Here is a 21,980-nt window from a genome sequence, read left to right as displayed (position 1 = left end):
CACGTCGCTCGGCCTGGGCGAGGCCAAGGCGCTCGTCGAGACCGCCGACGCCAAGATCCTCGAGGGTGTCAACAAGGAGACGGCCGACAAGGCGAAGGAGGCCCTCGAGGCCGCCGGCGCCCCGCACACGACGAAGGCCGCCACCCCGAGGGGCAGCGGCCTTCGTGACCAGAAGGTCGGAACTACGCGAGCTCGACCGTGGCGCCGGCGGCCTCGAGGGCCTCCTTCGCCTTGTCGGCCGTCTCCTTGTTGACACCCTCGAGGATCTTGGCGTCGGCGGTCTCGACGAGCGCCTTGGCCTCGCCCAGGCCGAGCGACGTGAGGCCACGGACCTCCTTGATGACCTGGATCTTCTTGTCACCGGCCGACTTGAGGACGACGTCGAACTCCGACTTCTCCTCGACCTCCTCGGCGGGGGCAGCAGCGCCACCGGCCGCGGCGACCGCGACGGGGGCAGCAGCGGTGACCTCGAAGACCTCCTCGAACTTCTTCACGAAGTCCGAGAGCTCGATGAGCGTGAGCTCCTTGAAGGCCTCGATGAGCTCGTCCTGCGAAAGCTTCGCCATGATTTTCTCCTACTACTAGCTAGTACGTGTGGTTGATGAACGCGTGCCTGGTCAGGCCGCGGACTCCTGCTTCTCGCGGAGGGCGTCCACGGTGCGGACGGCCTGCGAGAGGGGTGCCTGGAACAGGTACGCAGCACCGAACAGCGAGGCCTTGAAGGCGCCGGCGAGCTTGCCGAGCAGGACTTCACGGGACTCGAGGTCGGCGAGCTTGTCCACCTCGGTCGCGGTGAGCGGGTTACCGTCGAAGTAACCGCCCTTCACCACGAGCTGGGGGTTCGCCTTGGCGAATGCACGCAGCGACTTCGCGACGGCGACGGTGTCACCGTGGACGAAGGCGAGAGCGGACGGACCGGCGAGCTCGTCGTCGAACGACGTGATGCCGGCGTTGTTCGCCGCGATCTTGGTCAGCGTGTTCTTCACCACGGCGTACGTGGCGTGCTCACGGATCGAGTTGCGGAGCTCCTTGAGCTGCGCGACCGTGAGACCGCGGTACTCGGTGAGCAGAACGGCGTTCGAACTCTGGAATGCATCCGTGAGCTCGGCGACCGCAGCTTCCTTGTTCGCCATGGTTCTCCTTGGGGTTTCTTGCCGGCTAGCCCCAGGACCCCGTACATGGAAAAAGCTCCGGCGCAGAGGCTCGGAGCTGCTCCCCCGTGAAGAGGAGAGGGTCTGAACACCTGCGCTGGCTGCCCCACGAGTGAGGACCTTCGGTCTGTGCGCGAGCGCACAGACGACCGGCGGTCTTTGGCTTCGAGAACGGTACCACAGGACGCGGGTGACGACCAACCCACGGACGGGAGGCACGGGGCGGGCCCGCCCCGTGCCTCCCGTCCGTCAGGCGGTCGCCGCCACCACGTCGGCGGACGCGACCGGACGCGTGCTCGGCAGGTGCACCGTGAACACGGTGTCCCCCGGCACGCTCGCGACCGACACCGTCCCGCCGTGCGCCTGCACGACCGCGTCGACGATCGCGAGCCCGAGCCCGGTCGACCCCGCACTCCGCGACCGCGAACTGTCCGCCCGCGCGAACCGCTCGAACAGCTTCGGCAGGAACTCCGGGTCGATGCCCTGCCCGTCGTCCCGCACGGTCAGGTCCACACCGCCGGCAGCCGGGGACAACCCGACAGTGATCCGGGTGCCGTCCGGGGTGTGCGTCCGGGCGTTCGTGACGAGGTTGACGATGACCTGGTGCAGCCGGGCCGCGTCACCGGGGACGACCACGGGCTCGTCCGGGACCTCGACGGCGATCTCGTGCGCCGGCGAGGCGGCGTGCGCGTCGTTCACGGCGTCGAACACCAGGCCGGTCAGGTCGACCTCGGCGAACTGGACCTCGCGGCCCTCGTCGAGACGGGCGAGCAGGAGCAGGTCCTCGACCATGCTCGTCATCCGGAGCGACTCGGACTCGATCCGGCCCATGGCGTAGACGACGTCCGGCGGCAGGTCGCCGCCCATCCGTCGGGTGAGCTCGGCGTACCCGCGCACCGACGCGAGCGGCGTGCGGAGCTCGTGCGAGGCGTCCGCGACGAACTGGCGGACCTTCTGCTCCGAGCGCTCCCGGGCCTGCATGGCGTTCCCGATGTGCCCGAGCATCCGGTTGAACGCGGTCCCGACCCGGCCGACCTCGGTGCGCGGGTCGGTGTCGGGGACCCGGACGCCGTCGAGGGCGTCGCTCCGCTCGAGGGGCATCCGGGCCACAGCGGAGGCGGTCTCCGCCACGCGCTCGAGCGGTCGGAGCGACCGGCGGACGACGACGGCGGCGACCCCGGTCGCGGCGAGCAGGGCGAGCGCGGTGACCACCAGCACCACGCCGAAGAGCTTCCAGACGCTCTCGTAGATCGGCGCCATCGGGAGTCCGACGACGAGCACCGCGGGCCCGACCTGCGCGGCCGTGACCCGGTACCGACCGAGGTCGTCGCCGAGATCGACGGTCTGGGCAACACCGTCGACCGTGACGCCACCGAGCGGGCGCACGACCGACCCCGTGAGCTGTTGGATGCGCCCGTCATTGTCCAGCACGCTGCCCACCGCCGCGGTCCCGTCGAGGAAGTAGACCGTCAGCGTCCCTGCGGCCTGTCCGGAGGGCCGCCCGATCTCGAGGCTCGGGCCGTTCGGCCCCTGGTTCTGGAGTGACCGCTGCGCCCGGCTCGTCGCGTACTGCAGCTGCTGGTCGATCGCCGAGCGCTGGATGGACGCGAGCGCGAGGATGCTGCCGGCACCGATCACCGCGCTCACGGCGACCACGAGCGCGACGATGCTCAGGACGAGCCGGCGGCGGAGCGTCACGACGTCGGCTTGATGACGTACCCGACGCCCCGGACGGTGTGGATCATCGGGGTCTCGCCGGCGTCGATCTTCTTGCGCAGGTACGAGATGTAGATCTCGACGACCGAGGACTTGCCGCCGAAGTCGTAGGACCAGACGCGGTCCAGGATCTGCGCCTTCGAGAGCACGCGGCGCGGGTTGCGCATGAGGAAGCGGAGCAGCTCGAACTCGGTGGCGGTCAGCTCGATCGGGCGTCCGGCGCGGGACACCTCGTAGGACTCCTCGTCGAGCACGAGGTCGCCGACGACGATGCGGGAGTCCCCGGCCTCGGAGATCGAGATCTGCGACCGACGGATGAGTCCGCGGAGCCGCGCCACGACCTCCTCGAGCGAGAACGGCTTCGTGACGTAGTCGTCGCCGCCGGCAGTGAGCCCGGTCACCCGGTCCTCGACGGAGTCCTTCGCGGTGAGGAACAGCACCGGGGTGTCGTCGTTGTTCTGCCGGAGCCGACCGAGCACCTGCAGCCCGTCGAGGTCCGGCATCATCACGTCGAGCACCATCGCGTCGGGCTTCCACTCGCGGGCCGTGGCGAGGGCCTCCTGCCCGCCGTTCGCGCTCTTGACGTCCCAGCCCTCGTAGCGGAGCGCCATCGACAGCAGGTCGGTGAGGCTGGCCTCGTCGTCGACGACGAGGATGCGCAACGGGGATCCGTCGGCACGGGAGAGACGCGGGGCTGCTGCGGGCTGGGAGATGGTCACGTCTTCGAGTATCGAGAAATTCCTATGAGCCGTCTGTGCAGCGCCCCTCCGCGCTCTGTGGATCGCCGGGCAGGGTCCGAAGGGTCCGCTCCGTAGCGTCGGCGACATGCTCCAGTCCCCCGCATGGCCCGCTTCTGCGCGGGACGTCGCCACCGCGGACGTCGAGGCCACGGCCGGGAGGCACGGTGCGACCCCGGCCGGTCGGCTCGCGGTCGCGCGGACCCTCGCGTCCACCACCCCGGTCATCACCGCCGGCACGGCGGGCGCCGTGTTCGCGACGCTCGCCGCGGTCGCCGCCGCGGACGTCGCCACCGCTCGGACGATCAGTCGCTCAGGCCACCGGGTAGTCGCAGTACGCGAACCACGTCGAGTCGGGCGACCACGGCGGCACGTTGACCGTGCCCTGGCCGCCGTCGAGCGCGACGAGGGTCTCCGGCACGACGGCCATCCGCGCGCCGCGCACCAGGACCCCGGGGAGCAGCCGGAGCTCGACGGGGTGGTCGGCCGGGTGCCCCTGCACGCCGGGTCCGTAGGACAGGTAGAGCAGGTGCTGCCCGTCCGGCGACAGGTGCGGGAACCAGTCCACCCGCTCGTCCGCGGTCAGGCGGACCGGGTCACCGCCGTCGAGCCGGAGTGCCGCGAGCTGCGCGGTCCCCGGGGTGAAGCGCTCCGTGTTGAACAGGACCGTGCGGCCGTCCGGGGTGATCGCGCAGCCGTCGTCCGGGTGCTCGTCACGGGTCAGGAACGTCGTGGCGCCGGAGGCCGGGTCGACGAGCGCGACGTCCGTCGTCCAGACGCCGTCGACCGTGCGCTCCCCCACGATCGCGGCGAGGACGCTGCCGTCCGGGGCGATGCCGTGCAGGTAGTACTTCCGGACGACCGGCAGCACGGCCGCGGTGTCGGTCAGGCGCTCCGCCGAGCCGCCGTCCGGCAGGGGCACCCGGTACAGCTCCCCGTCGCGGGCGCTCACCACGACGGAGGTCCCGGAGGGGTCGAGCACGTGGTCGTTGTTGATCTCCGTGACACCGGGCATCGGCACGCGGACGAGCGCGGACTCGTCGAGCACGACGTCGCTGCCGGGCTCGGGCAGGCGCAGGAGCCAGAGGTCACCGTCGCCGTTCAGCACGAGGGTGCGCTCGTCGAGCACGTTCGGCGCCTCGACGAGGACGGTCCGCGACGCGAACACGGGTCGGCTCGTCCGCGTCGCGAGGTCGTACACGTGCACACGGCTCGTCTGTCCGGGCAGCAGCTGCCGCCCGCGGGTGGTGTCGGTCATGCGTCCATCCTGTCGTCGTCGCGGAACGAGACTCGGCCCGGCGGTCGGTTCCGCGGTCCACTGGCCACGGAACCGTCCGCCGAGCCGAGCCTCGGGCAGGCAGGCAGCCGCCCCTACTTCACCGCACCCGCGGTCAGGCCGGCCACGAACTGGCGCTGCACGATGAGGAACGCCACCACGACCGGGATCGAGACGACGAGCGACGCCGCCATGATCTGGTTCCAGTACACGTTCGTCTGCGTCGAGTACTGCTGCAGACCGACCGCCAGGGTGGACCCGTTGCCGTTCGTCATGACCGAGGCGAACAGCACCTCACCCCACGCCGTCATGAACGAGTAGATGCCGACCGCGACCAGACCCGGACGGGCCGAGGGCAGGATCACCCGGAACAGGGCGCCCATCGGGCCGGAACCGTCGACCATCGCGGCCTCGTCGAGCTCCCGCGGGATGGTCTCGAAGTACCCCGCGAGCATCCAGATCGAGAACGGCAGCGTGAAGGTCAGGTACGTGATGATCAGGCCGGTCCACGACCCGACGAGCTGGATGCCGACCGCGTTCCCGAGGTTCGTGAAGATCAGGAACAGCGGGAGCAGGAACAGCACGCCGGGGAACATCTGGGTGGAGAGCACCGCGGTGGTGAAGGTGCTCTTGCCCTTGAAGTTCCACCGGGACACCCCGTACGCGGCGAACGTCGCGATGATGAGCGAGAACACCGTCGCGACCGTGCAGACCACGAGCGAGTTGATGAAGTACTGCCCGAGCGGCACCGTCGTCCACATGTCGATGAACGGCTGCAGGGTGATGTTCGTCGGGATCCACGTGAAGTCGTTCTGGACGTCGCCGAGCGGCTTGATCGCCGTCGTGATCATCACGTAGAGCGGGACGACCGTGAACAGGGTCAGCAGGACGAGGGTGACGACCTTGAAGGACTTGGCGCCGAATGTCTCACGCACGGACGGACCTCCGGTTGGTCACGGCGAGGTAGATGCCCGTGACGATGAGCAGGAAGATGAGGAGCAGGACGCTCATCGCGGCACCGGAGCCGAAGTTCCAGGTGATGAACGACGCGTTGTAGATGTGGAAGCTGAGCAGGTCGGCGGCCGGCGGCTGCGCGGTCGAGCCGAACAGCACGAACGGCGTGTTGAAGTCGTTGAACGTCCAGAGGAACATCACGAGCACGAGCGTCACGTTGACCGGGCGGACCATCGGCAGCGTGATCGAGCGCCACTGCCGGAACGGCTTCGCGCCGTCGACCGAGGCGGCCTCGTAGACGTCGTTCGGCACCGACTGCAGGCCGGCCATGAGCATGAGGAACGCGAACGGCCAGGTCTTCCAGATCGCCACGACGACGACCGAGACGAAGGCGTTCGACCCGATCAGCCAGAACGGCCCCTGCCCCATCAGGTGCAGCTGGTCGACCAGGATGTGGTTGATCGCGCCGGAGTCACGCTGGAACATGAACTTCCACGTGATGATGCCGGCGTACATCGGCAGCGCGTAGGGCACCAGGAACAGCGTGCGGAACAGGCCGCGACCCTTGAAGGGCTTCTGCAGCGCGACCGCGGCGGCCATGCCGAACGTCCACGAGAGCCCGACCACCAGGACGGTGAACCCGCACGTGATCAGGAACGAGTTGAGGACGCCCTTGCCGATCGCCTGGTCGAAGTCGACGACGACCGAGTAGTTCCGGAAGCCCGCGAACGGTGCGGCGCCCCAGTTCGCGATGAAGTACTTGGTGAGCTGGATGAAGGAGATCCAGATGCCGACGAGCATCGGCACTATGTGGATGAGCAGCTCGAACAGGATCGCCGGTGCGACGAGCGCGTACGGCAGCCAGTGTCGCTTGGGCTTGCGACCGGGCTGCGGCCCCGACAGGGTCGGTGCCTTCGTGTGCGTCAGGTCGATGCGCTCGGATTCGGGCAGGACCGAGGTGGTCATGGGTGGTGGCCTTCCGGCGAGGATGGGATCGGGTGCTTCGCGTCTCGTGACCGGTGGCGGTCGGGCCGTGGCAGCGGCCTGGAGGCGCGGCATGCGTGAGCCGATCGGCTCACCCCCGGCACGCGGCCGGGTGTGGAGGGGCGAGGCCCGGGACGCGTCCTGCGGACGCGCCCCGGGCCTCCAGGCCGACTAACCGGCCGCCTGCGAGACCTGGTCCTGCGCGGTCTGCAGCGCCGACTTGATGTCGCTGTCCGACACCGTCGAGCCGGTGGCGATCTTGGCGAACATGTCGTTCATCGCCTTGCCGACCGTCGACTCGAACTGGTCCTCGGCGGGCACCAGCGGAAGGGGCTTCGCCTTGTTGTTGTAGATGTCGAGGAAGGTCTTCGTCTGCTCGTCGGTGACCGAGTCCGCAGCCGAGGCCAGCACCGGCAGGGCCGCGTACGGCTTGTCCAGCGTGGTCTGGGTCTCCTCGCTCGTCATGTACTTGACGAACTTCAGGGCGCCGTCCTTGTTCTTCGTGTTCTTGAAGATCGACAGGTTGATGCCGGCCGGGAAGGACGCGATGTCCTTGCCGTCAGCGGTCGTCGGGAAGGGGACGACACCGAACTCGTCGGTGGTCATGCCCTGCGACGTGATGGTGGCGTTCGCGTTGTTCTGCGTCAGCATCATCGCGGCCTTCTTGTTCGCGAAGTCCGAGACCGCCTGCGTGCCGTTGTCGTACTGCGCGTTCGACGGGTTGACGACCTTGTCCGACTGCATCAGGTCGAGGTAGCGCTTGATGCCGTCGACGTTCGCCTTCTCGGTGAAGGTCGGCTTGCCGCTCTTGTCGAACCACTCGCCGCCGTTCTGCGCCGAGGTGATGAATGCGAAGTGCGAGTTCTCGGTGTACGAACCACCGGCGATGGTGAAGCCGTACTTGTCGCCCGAGGTGAGCTTCTTGGCGTCCGCCGTGAGGTCCTCCCACGTCGTCGGCGCCTCGAGACCGGCGTCCTTGAACATCTGCTTGTTGTAGTACAGGCCGTAGGCGAGGCCGTAGAGCGGGACGCTCGTGACGGTCTTGCCGGGCGCACCACCGGTGGAGAGTGCGACCTTGCCGAACTTGTCGGCGCCGCCGATCGCCTTCATCTCCGAGTCACCGAACTCCTGGAAGGCGCCGGTGGCCTGGAGCGAGGTGGCCCAGGTGTTGCCGATGTTGACGACGTCCGGGCCCTGGCCCGAGGTGACGGCGGTCTGGATCTTGTTCTGCAGGTCGTTCCAGCCGATGACCTGGAGGTTCACCTTGATCCCGGTCTCCTTGGTGAACTTCTCGAGGACGGGGGTGAGCACCTCCTTGTCGTTCTGGAGCGACGTGCCCTGGTTCGACGCCCAGTACGTGAGCGTCTTCCCGTCGCCGGAGGAACCGGACGACCCGGATGAGCAGGCCGCCAGGCCGGTCACGGTGAGTGCCGCGGCCGCGGTGATGGCCAGTGCGCGGATGGCAGTGCGCATGACTCTCTACTTTCTCGTCGTTGAGATGGTGCTGAGGGTGGTGCGTGTCGGGTGCTGCTGTGTGGGTGCGAGCCGGCCGTGTGGCCGACCCGCGAGCAGGAGCGGGCCCGTCCTGGGGTCAGGACAGGGTCTGCTCCGCCGGGTCCCAACCCTCGGGGAGGGTCGGGGAGGGCTCGACCGTGCTCTCCACGAGCACGGTCTCACCACGTTCGGCCGCCTCGGCGATGGAGACCATCACGTCGAGGACGTGGAAGGCGAGGGCACCGGGGACCCGGTTGTCCTCCCCGGCGCGGAGCGAGCGGGCGAGGTCGACCACGCCCGTGCCGCGCGAGTAGGTGGAGCCGACCGCGGGGATCGTCTCGGGGCCGTCGGCACCGTGCGCGTACAGCTCGGTGTCGCCGTCGAAGTTGTTCGGGTCCGGGAACACGACCGTGCCGGTCTCCCCCGCGATCTCGACGAAGCCGGTGCGCCCGCGGTCCGACTCGAACGAGAAGACGCTCTGCGCGCTCCCGCCGTCCTCGAACTGGATGAGCGCGGAGTGGTTCGTCGGCACCTCGACCGGGAAGTCCGTGCCGGCCTTCGGGCCGGAGCCGATCGTCCGGGTGGCGCGGGACTTCGACGCCGTCGCGGTCACCTTGGCGACCGGGCCGAACGCCTGCACGAGCGTCGTGATGTAGTACGGGCCGATGTCGAACAGCGGACCGGCACCGTACGCGAACAGGAACTCGGGGCTCGGGTGCCACGACTCCGGTCCGGGGCTCTGGAAGAGCGTCAGGCCGTTGAGCGGCGTGCCGATGCGGCCCTCGCGGATCGTGCGGAGGGCGGTCTGCAGCCCGGCGCCGAGGAACGTGTCCGGGGCGACGCTCACGGTCCTGCCCGCGGCGGCCGCGGCGTCGCGGAGCTGCGCGGCGCTCTCCCGGTCGAGCGCGTAGGGCTTCTCGCCCCAGACGTGCTTGCCGGCGGCGAGGGCCTGCAGGGCGACCTCGACGTGCGCGGCCGGGATCGTCAGGTTGACGACGATCTCGACGTCGTCGTCCGCCAGGAGCTCGGCGACCGAGCCGGAGCCGGGCACGCCCCACTTCTCGGCCTGTGCGGCGGCGCGCGGCTCGTCGATGTCCGCGATGAACCGGACCTGCAGGTCGGGGAACGCGGTGAGGTTCGACAGGTACTGGTCGGAGATGACCCCGGCGCCGATGACGCCGACGCCGACGGGACCGGTGCGGCGGGCGCTGTCGGTCGACGCGGCTGCGGTCGTGGTGGTGTCGGTCATGCTCGGGCCCCCTGGAGGAACGTGTAGGAGTCGGCGACGGCCTGGAACACGTCGCCCTCGTGGTCGTCGAGCTCGACGACGTGCTGGGCGTCGGGAGCGGCAGCGACGATGTCACGGATCGGCATGATGCCGTTGCCGACCGCGACCTGCTGCTTGTCGTCGTGCGTGCCGTCGCCGTCCTTGACGTGCAGGAACTGCACCTTGTCGCCGTACTTGCCGAGCACCGCGACGGGGTCGTCGCCACCGACGGTCACCCAGTAGGTGTCGAGCTCGAGCACGACGTCGTCGGACAGCGCGTCGGCGAAGACCTCGTAGGCCGAGACGCCGTCGATGCGGTTCGAGAACTCGAACGCGTGGTTGTGGTAGCCGAGCGTCAGACCGTGGTCGGCCGCACGCGGGGCGAGGGCGCTGAGCTCGCGGGCGATCGCCTCGACGTCCTCGCGGGTCGTCCAGCGGGCCTCGTCGATGTGCGGGTCGATGAGCGTCCCGAGGCCGATCGTGGTGCTGGCGTGGAAGATGCGCTCGAGGTCCTGCTCACCGGCGTCCAGCAGTCGGGCGTGGCCGCTCGGGGAACGGAGGCCGGCCTCGCCGAGTGCGTCGCGCAGGGCTTCGGCGCGGTCCACGAAGCCGAAGGCCTCGACGTCCGTGTAGCCGATGCCCGCGATGCGCTGCAGCGTGCCGAGCAGGTCCGCCGAGAGCGCGTCGCGCACCGTGTAGAGCTGGACCGAGAGGGGTTGCGTCACCAGGGGTTCTCCTCGTCGAGATGGTGGATCGTCACTGACCGAGCGTCACACTATGACCGCTTCTGTCGGCGGTCAAGCAAAAGTTGTGACTTCGTCGACGATCTTCGTTGCGTGGCGCGATCGATGTGTGGTTCACTCCCGACATGGTCGACACGACACGGACGGCAGCGTCGCCTCCGGTCGGGACGAGCGAGCTGTTCCAGATCCTCCGCGACGGAGTGCCGCGGACCCGCGGGGAGCTCGCCGCCCTGACGGGACTCGCACGCTCGACCATCGCCGTGCGCCTGGACGCCCTCATCGAGGTCGGACTCGTCGGCCCCGTCGAGACCGCCGCCTCCACGGGCGGCCGCCCACCCGCGCAGGTCGCACTCGTCCCCCGCGCCCGACTCGTCGTCGCCGCCGACCTCGGTGCCTCGCACGGCCGGGTCGCGGTGACCGACCTCGTCGCCACCCCGCTCGCCACGCGCGAGGCCGCGATCGACATCGCCGCCGGCCCCGTACCGACCCTGACCTGGCTCGTCGAGACCATCGACGCGCTCCTCGACGAGGTCGGCCGCGCCCGCGAGGACGTCATCGCGATCGGCATCGGCGTCCCCGGTCCCGTCGAGTTCTCCACGGGGCGTCCAGCCAACCCGCCGATCATGCCCGGGTGGGACGGCTTCGACGTCCCCGCGTGGCTCCGCGCGCACGTGCCCGCCCACGTCCTGGTCGACAACGACGTGAACATCGCCGCGCTCGGCGAACGCGGACACGGCTGGTCCGGCGTCGACCACCTGCTCTTCGTCAAGGTCGCGACCGGCATCGGCTCCGGCATCGTCTCCGACGGCGCACTGCAGCGCGGCGCGCAGGGCACCGCGGGCGACATCGGCCACGTGCGGGTGTCCCGTGCGGGCGACGTGCCGTGCCACTGCGGCAACACCGGGTGCCTCGAGGCCGTCGCCTCCGGACCCGCGATCGCCCGTGCCCTCCGGGCGAAGGGGCACGATGTGCACACGAGCGGCGACGTCATCGACCTGGTGAACCGCGCCGAGCTCGACGCGATCGGCGCCGTGCGCCAGGCCGGGCGCGACATCGGTGAGGTGCTCGCGACCTGCGTCTCCCTGATGAACCCGTCGGTGATCGTCCTCGGCGGGTCGATCACCCGCGCCGGGGAGCACCTGCTCGCCGGCGTCCGCGAGGTCGTCTACTCCCGCTCGATGCCCCTCGCCACCGAGCACCTCGTCATCGCCCAGTCGCACGCCGGATCGCTCGCGGCACTCCACGGCGCCGCGGCCCTGGCGATCGACTACGCCCTCTCCCCCGCCGGGGTCGACGAACTCGTCGTCTTCGCGGAGCGCCGGGCCCTCGTCTCCTGACCGCGCGCTGCGCGCGTCGATCACCGCGCTGTCGCCGGGCGCCGCGCGCGTCGGTTACCGCGCTGTCGGCGCGCGGGGTGAGAATCGTCGGGTGACGATCGTGCAGCCCACCCTGTGGGGCGACCTGGACCCCGGCCTGGAGGATCGCCCCGCGTCCGCCACGCCGGTCGCCCCGGCCGCGGCGGCACGACACGACGCCTTCACCGCGCTGCGAGGGCACACCGAGCGGATCGTCGCGCACTCCTCCGACCGGGTCGCCTGGTTGCGGGCGCGCGCGATGGGCATCACCGCGACCGACGTCGCACGACTCGCGTCGCTCCGCGCGGTCGAGGCGGTCGTCACCGACAAGCGCTACGGCTCCCGGTTCTCCGGCAACGCCTTCACCGAGCACGGCAAGGACCGCGAACCCGTGATCGCCGCCTGGGTCGCCGCCACGCACGGCATCGAGCCCTCGGCACACCTGTTCCACGCGAGCACGAACCGCGCACACCTGGCCACCCCGGACGGTGTCGGGTTCGATGCGTCGGAGCGACTCGTCCTCGCCGAGATCAAGACCACGGGCAAGGCGTGGCGGAGCATCCCGCGGCACTACCTGCGGCAGGTCTGGTGGCAGCAGTACGTGCTCGGCGCCGACCGCACGCTGTTCGTCTGGGAGCGCCACGACGGGTTCGTCCCCGTCGCCGACGAGCCGGAGTGCCGGTGGATCGACCGCGACGACGACCAGATCCGCGGCCTCGTACAGCTCGCCGACCTGGTGCTGGACAAGCTGCGAGCGTTCCGCACCTGACCGGCGTCAGACCTTCACGATCCGCAACCTGCTCATCCCCACCACCAGGATGCCCATCAGCCCGATGAAGACGGCGACCCCGAGGCAGTACAGACTCACCACACCGTAGCCCTGTTCCGGGTTCAGGAACGGGTACGGCACCCACCCGTCGGTCGCGCCACGGATCAGGACGACCGCGAGCCACACGGCCGGGTAGACCAGGAACCACCAGACGTGCCGCAGCAGCAGGCGCGCCCGGTCCGAGAAGAGCAGCCAGTCGAGCACCGCGTACAGCGGGATCCACTTGTGCAGCAGGTCGTTGGACCACGGCACCGTGTTCTCGACAGCTGCCCCGACGAGCAGCGTGTTGTAGACGACGCCGGTCGTGGCGATGTACACCGTCGCCGCACCGCGGAGCCCGCTGACGAGGACGTCGCCGCGCTTCCGGCGGGCAGCGGCGACGAGCGTCAGCGCGAGGGCCACCGCGATGAGGATGTTCGACTGGATCGTGAAGTACCCGAAGAAGTTCCAGAACAGGTAGTCCGGGGACTTCGAGCTGACGAGCCACTGGGCCAGCACTGCCGCCACGACGGCGATCACGGCGATCAGCCGGAGGGAGTTGACGAGGGTCCGCACGCTGCCACGTTATCCGGACCGCGGCGGTAACGCAGGAGACCCGCACCGGCCGGTGCGGGTCTCCTGGTCGACCAGCCGATCGAGGAATCGGCTGTTCAGCAGATCAGTGTCAGATCGCGTTGACGTCCAGCGGGATGGCCTGAACCAGCCCTGTGCCGAAGGTCGTCAGATCGCGTTGACGTCCAGCGGGATGGCCTGAACCAACCCAGTGCCGAAGGTCGTCAGATCGCGTTGACGTCCAGCGGGATGCCGGGGCCGAAGGTCGTCGAGACGGCGCCCTTCGTGATGTAACGGCCCTTCGAGGCGGACGGCTTGAGACGGACGATCTCCTCGAGCGCGGTCGAGATGTTCTCGTCGAGCTGCTCCGGCGTGAACGAGGCCTTGCCGACGACGAAGTGCACGTTGGCGTGCTTGTCGACGCGGAACTCGATCTTGCCGCCCTTGATGTCGTTCACGGCCTGGGCCACGTTCGGCGTCACGGTGCCGGTCTTCGGGTTCGGCATGAGGCCACGCGGGCCGAGCACCTTGCCGAGTCGACCGACCTTGCCCATGAGGTCCGGGGTCGCGACGGCCGAGTCGAAGGCGGTGTAGCCCTCGGCGACCTTCGCGATGAGCTCGTCGCCACCGACCTCGTCGGCACCGGCGGCGATGGCGGCCTCGGCCGCAGCGCCCACGGCGAAGACGATGACGCGGGCGGTCTTGCCCGTGCCGTGCGGCAGGATGACCGTGCCGCGGACCATCTGGTCCGCCTTGCGCGGGTCGACGCCGAGCTTGAGCGCGACCTCGATGGTCGAGTCGGTCTTGGCCGACCCGGTCTCCTTCGCGAGGGCGACGGCCTCGGTCGGGGTGTAGAACTTGTCGGCCTCGATCTTCGCGGCCGCGGCCTGGTAGGCCTTGGACTTCTTCGCCATGGTGTTCTCCTCAGGAGCTACGTGGTTGACGAGCCGGCGAGGCTCTCCCACGGAAAGGTTGGGGTGTGTGTGGCGCTGAGGCTCAGGCCTCGACCGTGATGCCCATCGAACGAGCGGTGCCGGCGATGATCTTCGCGGCCTGCTCGATGTCGTTGGCGTTCAGGTCGGCCTGCTTCGTCTCGGCGATCTGACGGACCTGGTCCATCGAGATCTTCGCGACCTTGACCGTGTGCGGGGTCGAGGACCCCTTCTGCACACCCGCAGCCTTCTTGATGAGCTCCGCGGCCGGCGGGGTCTTGAGGACGAACGTGAACGAACGGTCCTCGTAGACGGTGATCTCGACCGGCACGACGTTCCCGCGCTGCGACTCGGTCGCGGCGTTGTACGCCTTGCAGAACTCCATGATGTTCACGCCGTGCTGACCGAGCGCCGGACCGATCGGCGGGGCCGGGTTGGCGGCGCCCGCGTTGATCTGCAGCTTGATCAGGCCCGTGACCTTCTTCTTCGGTGCCATTCTTCGCTTTCCTCCTGGAATCGAACGCACGGGGACCCGTGCACTCTCCCGCTGGTCCGGCGGATCCGGACCGCGGTGAAGCCCCGCACGCGTCAGCGCACGGGGCCAAACCTCAGTAGTCTACCCGATCTCGCGGATCGGACTAGAGCTTGGTGACCTGGTCGAAGCTGAGCTCGACCGGCGTCTCGCGCTCGAACAGCGAGACGAGGACGGTGAGCTTGCCGCTCTCGGGCTTGATCTCGGAGATCGACCCGGGCAGACCCGCGAACGAGCCCTCCTTGATGGTGATCGTCTCGCCGATCTCGAAGTCGACCTCGGCCTGCGGCTGGGCCTGCGCGAAGCCGCTGCCCTTGGCGCCGCCCTTGGTGGGGGCTGCCTCGGCGACCTGCACGAGGGACTTCAGCATGCCGAACGCCTCGTCGAAGCGGAGCGGCGTGGGGTTGTGCGCGTTGCCGACGAAGCCGGTGACGCCCGGGGTGTGCCGGACGACCGACCACGAGTCCTCGTTGAGGTCCATGCGGACGAGCACGTACGAGGGGATCCGGACGCGGGTGACCAGTTTGCGCTGCCCGTTCTTGATCTCGACGACGTCCTCCATGGGGACCTCGACCTGGTAGATCGAGTCCTCCATCGACATCGAGACCATGCGGTTCTCGATGTTCGACTTCACGCGGCGCTCGAAGCCCGCGTAGGAGTGGATGACGTACCACTTGCCGGGCTTCATCCGCAGCTCGGCCTTGAAGGCCTCGTACGGGTCGACCTCGGTGTCGTCGTCAGCGTCGAGGGCCTCGTCCGCGGCGATCGTCTCGTTCGCCTCGGCGGCGGTCTCCGCCTCGAGCTCGGTCTCTTCCTCGTCCTCGACGGCCTCGACGGCGGCCTCGGCCTCGTCCAGGGTGTCGACGTCGAGTGCGTCGTCCACAACGGCGTCCGCCTCGGGGTCGCGGGACTCCTGCAGCGCCGTGAGCGCCTCGTCGATGGAGGCGTCGACCGTGCCGTCGTCGGGCTCGTCGCTCAGACCGAGGGATTCGTCGTCCTCGTCCTCGACGGAGATCGCACGCTCCTCGGCGGACTCGACCGAGCGGCCCTCGCTCGTCTCGACGTCGCCTTCCTGGTTCTCCTCGACCTCCGAGGACTGCTCGGCAGCCGTGGCGAGGTCGATGTCGTCGCGGGAGTTGTCAGACACTGCGGTTCTTTCCGTTCGGTGGTGCGGATCGGGTGTGCGGTCGGAGCGGTGCGCGTCCGGTTCCGTCTCGGGCGACCGTACTCCTGTCGGACGACGCCCAGACCAGCCGGACGCCCGCAGGGGCCCCGTCGGATCAGACCGTCGGACCGTTGCCGAAGACGTAACCGACGCCGAGACCGAACACGAAGTCGAGGATCGACACGAGGATCATCATCACGATGACGAAGACCAGCACGACACCGGTGTAGCTGAAGAGTTCCTTGCGGGTCGGCGTGACGACCTTGCGGAGTTCGCCGATGACCTGGCGGATGAAGAGGGCGATGGCGGCGAACGGACCGCCGCGCTGGGCGCGATCGGCCTTGGCCTTCGCGACGACGTCGTCCGTCGTCGTCTCCATGTCCTTGCTCGCCAACTTCACACCTTCCAGACTTGCAGGGCGGACAGGACTCGAACCTGCAACCTGCGGTTTTGGAGACCGCTGCTCTACCAATTGAGCCACCGCCCTAGGGGGAACACCCCGTGGCCACGTTCCGCAGAGCGTTCCGTGCGCCGGTGGTCGAGTGTACGGGAGTCCGTCACACGCTGTCCACTTGACGGATGCTCCGGCGCGCCGCGTCGGTAGGCTGGGGGCCGTGAGCACCGCAGCCCCCGGCCCCGAGTCCACCACCCCCGAGCCCGCCGCGCAGGCGGACCGACCGCGCATCGCCTCGCGCGTCGCGGCGATCCCCGAGTCCGCCACGCTCAAGGTCGACGCGAAGGCCAAGGCGCTCAAGGCCGCCGGCCGCCCGGTCGTCTCCTTCGCCGCGGGTGAGCCCGACTTCGCGACGCCGCAGCACGTCGTCGACGCCGCCGTCCAGACCGCGCAGGACCCGAAGAACCACCGGTACACGCCGGCGACCGGACTCCCCGAGCTCAAGCAGGCCATCGCCGACAAGACCGCGCGCGAGTCCGGCGTGACCGTCGACCCCGCGCAGGTGATCGTCACGAACGGCGGCAAGCAGGCCGTCTACCAGGCGTTCCAGACGATCATCGACGCCGGCGACGAGGTCCTGCTGCCCGCCCCGTACTGGACCACCTACCCCGAGGCCATCCGGCTCGCCGGCGGTGTCCCGGTCGAGGTCTTCGCCGGCAGCGACCAGGACTACCTCGTCACCGTCGAGCAGCTCGAGGCCGCCAGGACCCCCGCGACGAAGGCGCTGCTGTTCTGCTCGCCGTCGAACCCGACCGGCTCGGTCTACACCGCCGAGCAGACGAAGGCCATCGGTGAGTGGGCCCTCGAGCACGGCATCTGGGTGATCAGCGACGAGATCTACCAGGACCTCGTCTACGACGGCGTCCGCTTCACCGGCATCCTCGAGGCGGTCCCGGCCCTCGCCGACACCACGATCCTGGTGAACGGCGTCGCGAAGACCTACGCCATGACCGGCTGGCGCGTCGGGTGGTTCATCGGCCCGGCCGACGCCGTGAAGGCCGCGTCGAACCTGCAGTCTCACCTGTCCTCGAACGTGTCGAACGTGTCCCAACGCGCCGCGATCGCCGCACTGACCGGCCCGCAGGAGCCTGTCGCCGCGATGCGCGATGCGTTCGACCGCCGTCGCCGCTCGATCGTCGACGGCCTCAACGCCATCCCGGGCTTTGTCACGCCGACCCCGCAGGGTGCGTTCTACGTCTACCCCGACGTGACGGCGCTGCTCGGTCGCGAGTGGGCCGGTTCCACCCCCACGACGACGCTCGAGCTCGCCGACCTGATCCTCGAGCACGCCGAGGTCGCGGTCGTCCCCGGCGAGGCGTTCGGCCCTTCCGGCTACCTGCGACTGTCCTACGCCCTGGGAGACGACGACATCGCCGAGGGCGTCCGTCGCCTGGCGGCGTTCTTCTCCGCCTGATCGTCGCACCCCGTCGACGACGTCGCGCCCCGCAGCAGCGGGGCGCGACGTCGTTCCGGGGGGTGCGGCCCGTCAGACCGACTGCTGGACGGCCGGGAGGATCGTGGCGATCAGGCGGTCAGGTCACCGACCACGACGGGCTCGGGCACGAGCGCGACCCCGAAGCGGTTCAGGACGGTCGCCTGCACGTAGCGCGCGAGCTCCGCGACCTGCGCCGCGGTCGCGTCGCCCCGGTTCGTCAGCGCGAGGGTGTGCTTCGAGGAGATCCCCGCGCGGGACCCCGGGACCGCGTACCCGCGGTGCACCCCGGCGTGCTCGATGAGCCAGGCGGCGCTGAGCTTGACGTCGTCGCCGGCGGGCCAGCGCGGCGCCTCCGGCGGGAGCGTCTCGGCGAAGGCGGCGGAGACGATCGGGTTCGTGAAGAACGACCCGGCGCTCCACGTGTCGGGGTCGGCGTCGTCCAGGACCATGCCCTTCGACGCACGGAGCCGCAGCACGGTCGCGCGGATCGTCGCCGGGTCGACCGGCGTGCCGAGGTCGACTCCCAGCGAGCCCGCGAGCTGGGCGTACCGGACCGGCACCCCGGCCTCGGGAGCCGAGCCGAGACGGAACTCGACGGCGAGGACGACCCCGCGCCGGCCGTGCTTGAGCGTCGACGTGCGGTAGCCGAGCGCCAGCTCGGCGGCCGGGACCCACGCGCGCTCCCCCGTCGACGCGTCGAGGAAGTCGATCGCGGTGAGCACGTCGGACAGCTCGACCCCGTAGGCGCCGATGTTCTGCACGGGGGCGGCGCCGACCGTGCCCGGGATGCCGCTCAGTGCCTCCAGTCCGGTCCATCCCTCGGCGACGGTGGTCGCGACGAACGCGTCCCACGGCTCACCGGCCGCGACGCGGACGGTGACGCCGTCCGCGTCGTGTTCGGCGGTGACGCCGCGGGTGCGGACCAGCACGACGGTGCCGTCGAAGCCGTCGTCGGCGACCAGCAGGTTGCTGCCGCCGCCGACGACCAGCCACTCGTCGTCCGCCCAGGCCGTGTGCGCGTGCGCGACGAGCTCGTCGGTGGTCTCGGCGGTCAGGAGCGTCCTGGCGGGACCCCCGACGCGGAACGTCGTCAGGTCGGCGAGACGCGTCGACCCGGTCAGCGGAGCACCACCGTGACCTGCGCCTTGCCGAGCACGGTCTGCCCGCCGGCGGTCACGGTGAGGTCGATGCGCTGGGGGCGACCGTCCGCGTCGACCGTGCCGACCTTCGCGACGACGGTGACGTCGGCGCCCTGTTCCGGGTCGACGACGACGGGGCGGGTGAACCGCACGCCGTAGCGCTGGACGGTCCCGCGGTCGCCGAGCCACTCGGACACCGGCTGGACCGCGAGACCCATCGTCAGCATGCCGTGCGCGAGGACACCGGGGAGGCCGACCGAGGCGGCGACGTCGTCGCGGTAGTGGATCGGGTTGAAGTCGCCGGAGGCCCCGGCGTAGCGGACGAGCGAGTCGCGGGTGAGGTGGATCGTGCGCTCGGCTACGACGGTGCCGACCTCGACGGCGGTGAGCGGTGCGGCGGTCATGCGTCGTCTCCTCGGACCACGAGGGTGGAGGTCGCCGTGACGACGTGTTCCCCGGTGGCGTCCTGCATCGTGCTCTCGGCGGTGACCATGGCGTTGCCGCCGAGGGTCTTCACGCTCGTGACGGTCAGCGTCGCGGTGAGTTCGTCGCCCGCGACGATCGGCCGCTCGTACGTGAAGGACTGCTCGCCGTGCACGACGCGCGAGAAGTCGATCCCGGCGTCGGGCTCGGCGAGGAGCTGCGCGAGCGTGGCTTCCTGCACGACGACGGCGAAGGTCGGCGGAGCGACGACGTCGGCGTACCCGGCGTTCCGGGCGGCGTCGGGGTCGTGGTGGATCGGGTTCGTCGCGAAGACGGCCCGCGAGAACTCGCGCACCTTCTCGCGACCGACCAGGTAGGGCTGGGCCGGCGGGAACGTCCTGCCGACGAGCTCGGGGTTCACTGACACGTCCGGGAGTCTACCGACGCCCCGCGACACACGGCCCGGAAGTGAGACGACTTCGGCTATGCTGCCGCGAACGGCTTCGGGGGAAGTCGTCGGGTCGCTGTGCCGATCCGGGGGGTGGGGAGGAACGATGGAGACGACGACCGAGTTCGCGGTGCACACGGGTGACCGCTGCACGGCCATGGAGGTCGCGGGCGCCGCCCTGCGCCAGGCCGGCCACCGCGTGGAGTCCACGGGCGGCACGCTCACCGCGACGTCGGGCAGCCGCGCGCTGACGATCCTGCTCGGGGCCCTGGTGCACCCGTCGCGGCAGTTCCGCCGGTACGAGCTGTCCTCCACAGTCACGGGGACCTCGACCACGATCACCCTGCGACACGCCGTGCACGGCACCGCGGTGTCCGGTGGGAGCATCGGCGCCGGACGACGCCGCTCCGCGTGGCAGCAGGTGAACGCGACGCTCGAGCGCTCCCTGCGCGCGGCCGGCCTGCTCACCGCTCCCCCGCGCTGACCCGGGACCGTTCCGCGCGTAGGAGGCCGTTCCGCGCATGGGATGTCGATCCGCGCATGGGAAGTCGTCCTTTCCTGCACCCCACGAGCGGATCGCCATCCCATGTCGAGCGAGATGGGCAGGAACGTGCGCCCGTACTCGGCGGGATCGGCGTACCTCGTGGGATCGCGCGTCCCTGGTGCTCCGGGACGACCAGGGATGCCCGGAACGACCAGGCGCGCGGGCAGGACGGCGCCGCAGCACGCGCAGCTGGAACGAGCACAGCCCGACACCAGCACAGCCCGACACCAGCACAGCCCGACACCAGCACAGCCCGACACCAGCACAGCCCGACACCAGCACAGCCCGAGACCAACAGAGCCCGAGACGAGTCCAGCCCGGGAACGAAGAAAGCCCGGCGAGCGGATCGCCGGGCTTGTGGTAGCGAGGACGGGACTTGAACCCGTGACCCCACGATTATGAGTCGTGTGCTCTAACCAACTGAGCTACCCCGCCAGAGATCCGGAGCGCACAGCTCCGGGTCGGAGCCCCGAGTCAGGATTGAACTGACGACCCCTTCCTTACCATGGAAGTGCTCTACCACTGAGCTATCGGGGCGAGTGCCGCTCGGCGGCACCAGACGAGAGTAGCAGACCCGCGACGGTGGTCGGGAACCGGACGTGACGCCCGGGCGCGCCGCCGCTGACCCGCTAGTTCGCGTTCGCGCGGAGCCACGCCAGCGGGTCCACGGGGACTCCGTCGACGTGGATCTCGAGGTGCAGGTGCGGCCCGGTCGAGTTGCCCGTCGAGCCGACCTGGCCGAGGACCTGACCGACCTCGATCTGCTGGCCGCGGACGACCTCGAACGTGTTGTCCTTCATGTGGCCGTAGACGCTGACGAACTGCTTGCCGTCGACGTCGTGCTGCACCCAGACGTCGTTGCCGAAGCCGCCGTCGTGCGCCTGCACCTTGATGACCGTGCCGGCGGCGATCGAACGGATCGGGGTGCCCTCGCCCGGGGCGAAGTCGACGCCCATGTGGTTCGTCGAGCAGAAGGAGCAGCCCTCCACCTGGCGGCCGCCGAACCCGGACGTGATCGGGACACCGGTGAGGAACGGCCACTGGATGGTGCCGTTCGCGTCGTTCGTGAACGAGGACGCGTCGACGTTCTTGTACTGCGCAGCGCTCGACACCGAGTACTGGTCGCGCGTGGTCTCCGCGTCGGTCGCGCCGTCGCCGACCGCGAGGGTCTGGGCGGCGCCGCTGCCGGTGCGCTCGGCCGTCGTGCTCGTCGGGACCCAGAGCGCCTGCGCCGGGAGCGACGTCGACACGACGAGTCCGGCGGCGAAGAGCAGGGCACCGACCGCGGTGATGCGCGAGGCGGTCCGGCGGAAGGACGAGCCGGTGGACGCGATGGCCGCAGCCGGAGCAGCCGGGACCGCGGGGATGTGCCGGGTCGCCCGGTCGGCCGTGGTGACGACGGGACGTGCGGCACGACCCGCCCGGCGGACGGCAGCCGGAGCGACCACCGGCGAGCTCGGGGCCGGCGGGGTGACCGCACCGGCGGAGGGCTCGGGACGCACTGGCGACGCGGGTGCCAGATCGATCGGCGACGCCGGCGCGGGCGGGGTCACGGGCGCGGCGACCTCGGCACGGACCGGGGCTGCGACCGGACCGCCTGCTGCTGCCGCTCGTCGCTCGGCGGCGATGCGCTCGCGTCGGGTGAGGTGGACGACCGGCTCGGGAGCGGTGTCGACTTCGGCGGTGCGGGTGGGCGTCACGGGAGCGTGGGGCATGCGTTCGGGGCTGATCCTGGTTCGGCGGGAGTTCGGGGCACGGAGCGCTCGTGGGTCGGGAGCACGAGCGTGGGGCAGGGCTCCCGTTGGTAACGAGCAGGTAACGGGACTGGAGCACGCTAGCAGGACGTACAG

General features: G+C 70.1%; 23 protein-coding genes, 3 tRNA genes and 1 pseudogene. 5 read left to right on the top strand and 22 right to left on the bottom strand.

Going from position 1 to position 21,980, the window contains the following annotated elements; all coding sequences use genetic code 11:
• Positions 1–136: pseudogene (locus tag HUN59_RS06945) on the top strand (ribosomal protein L7/L12); the annotation flags it as partial.
• Between the two features lie 46 nt (positions 137–182).
• On the opposite strand, the gene rplL reads toward HUN59_RS06945, so the two are convergent.
• The 10 genes from rplL to HUN59_RS06895 form a co-directional block, all read right to left on the bottom strand.
• Positions 183–566 (bottom strand): 50S ribosomal protein L7/L12, encoded by a 384-nt coding sequence (rplL, locus tag HUN59_RS06940; RefSeq protein WP_058741930.1) that lies wholly within the window; start codon positions 564–566, stop codon positions 183–185.
• Between the two features lie 51 nt (positions 567–617).
• Entirely contained in the window at positions 618–1,133 is a 516-nt protein-coding gene (rplJ, locus tag HUN59_RS06935; protein ID WP_058741931.1) for a 50S ribosomal protein L10, read from the bottom strand.
• A gap of 267 nt (positions 1,134–1,400) precedes the next feature.
• Complete coding sequence (locus HUN59_RS06930; RefSeq protein WP_174777938.1) at positions 1,401–2,849, bottom strand: sensor histidine kinase; 1,449 nt, start codon at positions 2,847–2,849, stop codon at positions 1,401–1,403.
• Positions 2,846–3,586: a response regulator transcription factor gene (locus HUN59_RS06925; RefSeq protein WP_114849692.1), complete on the bottom strand. Its 741-nt coding sequence runs from the start codon at positions 3,584–3,586 to the stop codon at positions 2,846–2,848. The genes HUN59_RS06930 and HUN59_RS06925 overlap by 4 nt, the downstream gene beginning before the upstream one ends.
• A 331-nt stretch (positions 3,587–3,917) precedes the next feature.
• On the bottom strand, positions 3,918–4,862 hold the full coding sequence (locus HUN59_RS06920; protein ID WP_174777937.1) for a TolB family protein: 945 nt from the start codon (positions 4,860–4,862) through the stop codon (positions 3,918–3,920).
• 113 nt (positions 4,863–4,975) lie between these two features.
• Positions 4,976–5,815, bottom strand: coding sequence for a carbohydrate ABC transporter permease (locus tag HUN59_RS06915; protein WP_174777936.1), 840 nt, complete (start codon positions 5,813–5,815; stop codon positions 4,976–4,978).
• Positions 5,808–6,800, bottom strand: a complete 993-nt coding sequence (locus tag HUN59_RS06910) for a carbohydrate ABC transporter permease (RefSeq protein ID WP_174777935.1) — start codon at positions 6,798–6,800, stop codon at positions 5,808–5,810. Before HUN59_RS06910 ends, HUN59_RS06915 begins: the two co-directional genes overlap by 8 nt.
• A 189-nt stretch (positions 6,801–6,989) precedes the next feature.
• Positions 6,990–8,291, bottom strand: coding sequence for an ABC transporter substrate-binding protein (locus tag HUN59_RS06905; protein ID WP_058741939.1), 1,302 nt, complete (start codon positions 8,289–8,291; stop codon positions 6,990–6,992).
• 118 nt (positions 8,292–8,409) lie between these two features.
• Positions 8,410–9,561, bottom strand: a complete 1,152-nt coding sequence (locus HUN59_RS06900) for a Gfo/Idh/MocA family protein (RefSeq protein ID WP_174777934.1) — start codon at positions 9,559–9,561, stop codon at positions 8,410–8,412.
• The gene (locus HUN59_RS06895; protein ID WP_174777933.1) at positions 9,558–10,304 is read right to left on the bottom strand and encodes a sugar phosphate isomerase/epimerase family protein; all 747 of its coding nucleotides are present in this window, start codon (positions 10,302–10,304) and stop codon (positions 9,558–9,560) included. Before HUN59_RS06895 ends, HUN59_RS06900 begins: the two co-directional genes overlap by 4 nt.
• Before the next feature lie 143 nt (positions 10,305–10,447).
• Here HUN59_RS06895 and HUN59_RS06890 point away from each other — a divergent pair, with 143 nt between their 5' ends.
• Together HUN59_RS06890 and HUN59_RS06885 are read left to right on the top strand one after the other, a co-directional pair.
• Positions 10,448–11,659, top strand: a complete 1,212-nt coding sequence (locus HUN59_RS06890) for an ROK family transcriptional regulator (protein ID WP_058741942.1) — start codon at positions 10,448–10,450, stop codon at positions 11,657–11,659.
• A 91-nt stretch (positions 11,660–11,750) separates the two neighbouring features.
• The gene (locus tag HUN59_RS06885; RefSeq protein ID WP_114849700.1) at positions 11,751–12,446 is read left to right on the top strand and encodes a YqaJ viral recombinase family protein; all 696 of its coding nucleotides are present in this window, start codon (positions 11,751–11,753) and stop codon (positions 12,444–12,446) included.
• A gap of 6 nt (positions 12,447–12,452) precedes the next feature.
• Here HUN59_RS06885 and HUN59_RS06880 read toward each other — a convergent pair whose 3' ends face one another.
• The 6 genes from HUN59_RS06880 to HUN59_RS06855 form a co-directional block, all read right to left on the bottom strand.
• A complete protein-coding gene (locus tag HUN59_RS06880) occupies positions 12,453–13,061 on the bottom strand; it encodes a Pr6Pr family membrane protein (RefSeq protein ID WP_174777932.1) in 609 nt (202 codons plus the stop codon).
• Positions 13,062–13,282: 221 nt separating this feature from the next.
• Positions 13,283–13,972: a 50S ribosomal protein L1 gene (rplA, locus tag HUN59_RS06875; protein WP_058741945.1), complete on the bottom strand. Its 690-nt coding sequence runs from the start codon at positions 13,970–13,972 to the stop codon at positions 13,283–13,285.
• A gap of 82 nt (positions 13,973–14,054) precedes the next feature.
• Positions 14,055–14,486, bottom strand: a complete 432-nt coding sequence (gene rplK, locus HUN59_RS06870) for a 50S ribosomal protein L11 (protein ID WP_017888638.1) — start codon at positions 14,484–14,486, stop codon at positions 14,055–14,057.
• A 142-nt stretch (positions 14,487–14,628) separates the two neighbouring features.
• Complete coding sequence (gene nusG / locus HUN59_RS06865; RefSeq protein WP_114849702.1) at positions 14,629–15,669, bottom strand: transcription termination/antitermination protein NusG; 1,041 nt, start codon at positions 15,667–15,669, stop codon at positions 14,629–14,631.
• 133 nt (positions 15,670–15,802) lie between these two features.
• Positions 15,803–16,087 carry a preprotein translocase subunit SecE gene (gene secE / locus HUN59_RS06860; protein ID WP_083519952.1) on the bottom strand — a complete coding sequence of 95 codons (285 nt, stop codon included), beginning with the start codon at positions 16,085–16,087 and terminating at the stop codon, positions 15,803–15,805.
• Positions 16,088–16,101: 14 nt separating this feature from the next.
• Positions 16,102–16,174 (bottom strand) — tRNA-Trp (locus HUN59_RS06855).
• A 196-nt stretch (positions 16,175–16,370) separates the two neighbouring features.
• Here HUN59_RS06855 and HUN59_RS06850 point away from each other — a divergent pair.
• Positions 16,371–17,555: a pyridoxal phosphate-dependent aminotransferase gene (locus tag HUN59_RS06850; RefSeq protein ID WP_174779411.1), complete on the top strand. Its 1,185-nt coding sequence runs from the start codon at positions 16,371–16,373 to the stop codon at positions 17,553–17,555.
• Positions 17,556–17,665: 110 nt separating this feature from the next.
• Here the strand turns inward: HUN59_RS06850 and HUN59_RS06845 are convergent, their stop codons facing one another.
• Genes HUN59_RS06845 through HUN59_RS06835 form a run of 3 tightly spaced genes read right to left on the bottom strand, consistent with a single transcriptional unit; the run spans position 17,666 to position 19,565 of the window.
• The gene (locus tag HUN59_RS06845; protein ID WP_174779410.1) at positions 17,666–18,697 is read right to left on the bottom strand and encodes a UDP-N-acetylmuramate dehydrogenase; all 1,032 of its coding nucleotides are present in this window, start codon (positions 18,695–18,697) and stop codon (positions 17,666–17,668) included.
• A complete protein-coding gene (locus HUN59_RS06840; protein WP_174777931.1) occupies positions 18,694–19,119 on the bottom strand; it encodes a MaoC/PaaZ C-terminal domain-containing protein in 426 nt (141 codons plus the stop codon). Before HUN59_RS06840 ends, HUN59_RS06845 begins: the two co-directional genes overlap by 4 nt.
• A complete protein-coding gene (locus HUN59_RS06835; protein WP_083519953.1) occupies positions 19,116–19,565 on the bottom strand; it encodes a MaoC family dehydratase N-terminal domain-containing protein in 450 nt (149 codons plus the stop codon). The genes HUN59_RS06840 and HUN59_RS06835 overlap by 4 nt, the downstream gene beginning before the upstream one ends.
• A 127-nt stretch (positions 19,566–19,692) precedes the next feature.
• Between HUN59_RS06835 and HUN59_RS06830 the strand changes: the two genes are divergently transcribed.
• Positions 19,693–20,070, top strand: a complete 378-nt coding sequence (locus tag HUN59_RS06830; protein ID WP_058741949.1) for a hypothetical protein — start codon at positions 19,693–19,695, stop codon at positions 20,068–20,070.
• A 418-nt stretch (positions 20,071–20,488) separates the two neighbouring features.
• On the opposite strand, the gene HUN59_RS06825 is transcribed toward HUN59_RS06830, so the two are convergent.
• The 3 genes from HUN59_RS06825 to HUN59_RS06815 all read right to left on the bottom strand — a co-directional run bounded on the left by HUN59_RS06825 (position 20,489) and on the right by HUN59_RS06815 (position 21,845).
• A tRNA-Met gene (locus tag HUN59_RS06825) sits at positions 20,489–20,565 on the bottom strand.
• 30 nt (positions 20,566–20,595) lie between these two features.
• Positions 20,596–20,667 (bottom strand) — tRNA-Thr (locus HUN59_RS06820).
• A 92-nt stretch (positions 20,668–20,759) separates the two neighbouring features.
• Entirely contained in the window at positions 20,760–21,845 is a 1,086-nt protein-coding gene (locus HUN59_RS06815; protein WP_174777930.1) for a M23 family metallopeptidase, read from the bottom strand.
• Between the last annotated feature and the right edge of the window lie 135 nt (positions 21,846–21,980).

It is taken from the genome of Curtobacterium sp. Csp2, assembly GCF_013347165.1.
Note: the sequence above shows the minus strand (reverse complement) of the source record. Positions and strands in the feature narration are given on the sequence as shown.

Bases quoted from the DNA above. Each gene is read 5' to 3' on its own strand.
- rplL (WP_058741930.1), bottom strand. From the start codon at position 566: ATGGCGAAGCTTTCGCAGGACGAGCTCATCGAGGCCTTCAAGGAGCTC.
- rplJ (WP_058741931.1), bottom strand. From the start codon at position 1,133: ATGGCGAACAAGGAAGCTGCGGTCGCCGAGCTCACGGATGCATTCCAG.
- HUN59_RS06920 (WP_174777937.1), bottom strand. From the start codon at position 4,862: ATGACCGACACCACCCGCGGGCGGCAGCTGCTGCCCGGACAGACGAGC.
- HUN59_RS06910 (WP_174777935.1), bottom strand. From the start codon at position 6,800: ATGACCACCTCGGTCCTGCCCGAATCCGAGCGCATCGACCTGACGCAC.
- HUN59_RS06905 (WP_058741939.1), bottom strand. From the start codon at position 8,291: ATGCGCACTGCCATCCGCGCACTGGCCATCACCGCGGCCGCGGCACTC.
- HUN59_RS06900 (WP_174777934.1), bottom strand. From the start codon at position 9,561: ATGACCGACACCACCACGACCGCAGCCGCGTCGACCGACAGCGCCCGC.
- HUN59_RS06890 (WP_058741942.1), top strand. From the start codon at position 10,448: ATGGTCGACACGACACGGACGGCAGCGTCGCCTCCGGTCGGGACGAGC.
- rplA (WP_058741945.1), bottom strand. From the start codon at position 13,972: ATGGCGAAGAAGTCCAAGGCCTACCAGGCCGCGGCCGCGAAGATCGAG.
- rplK (WP_017888638.1), bottom strand. From the start codon at position 14,486: ATGGCACCGAAGAAGAAGGTCACGGGCCTGATCAAGCTGCAGATCAAC.
- HUN59_RS06840 (WP_174777931.1), bottom strand. From the start codon at position 19,119: ATGACCGCCGCACCGCTCACCGCCGTCGAGGTCGGCACCGTCGTAGCC.
- HUN59_RS06830 (WP_058741949.1), top strand. From the start codon at position 19,693: ATGGAGACGACGACCGAGTTCGCGGTGCACACGGGTGACCGCTGCACG.
- HUN59_RS06815 (WP_174777930.1), bottom strand. From the start codon at position 21,845: ATGCCCCACGCTCCCGTGACGCCCACCCGCACCGCCGAAGTCGACACC.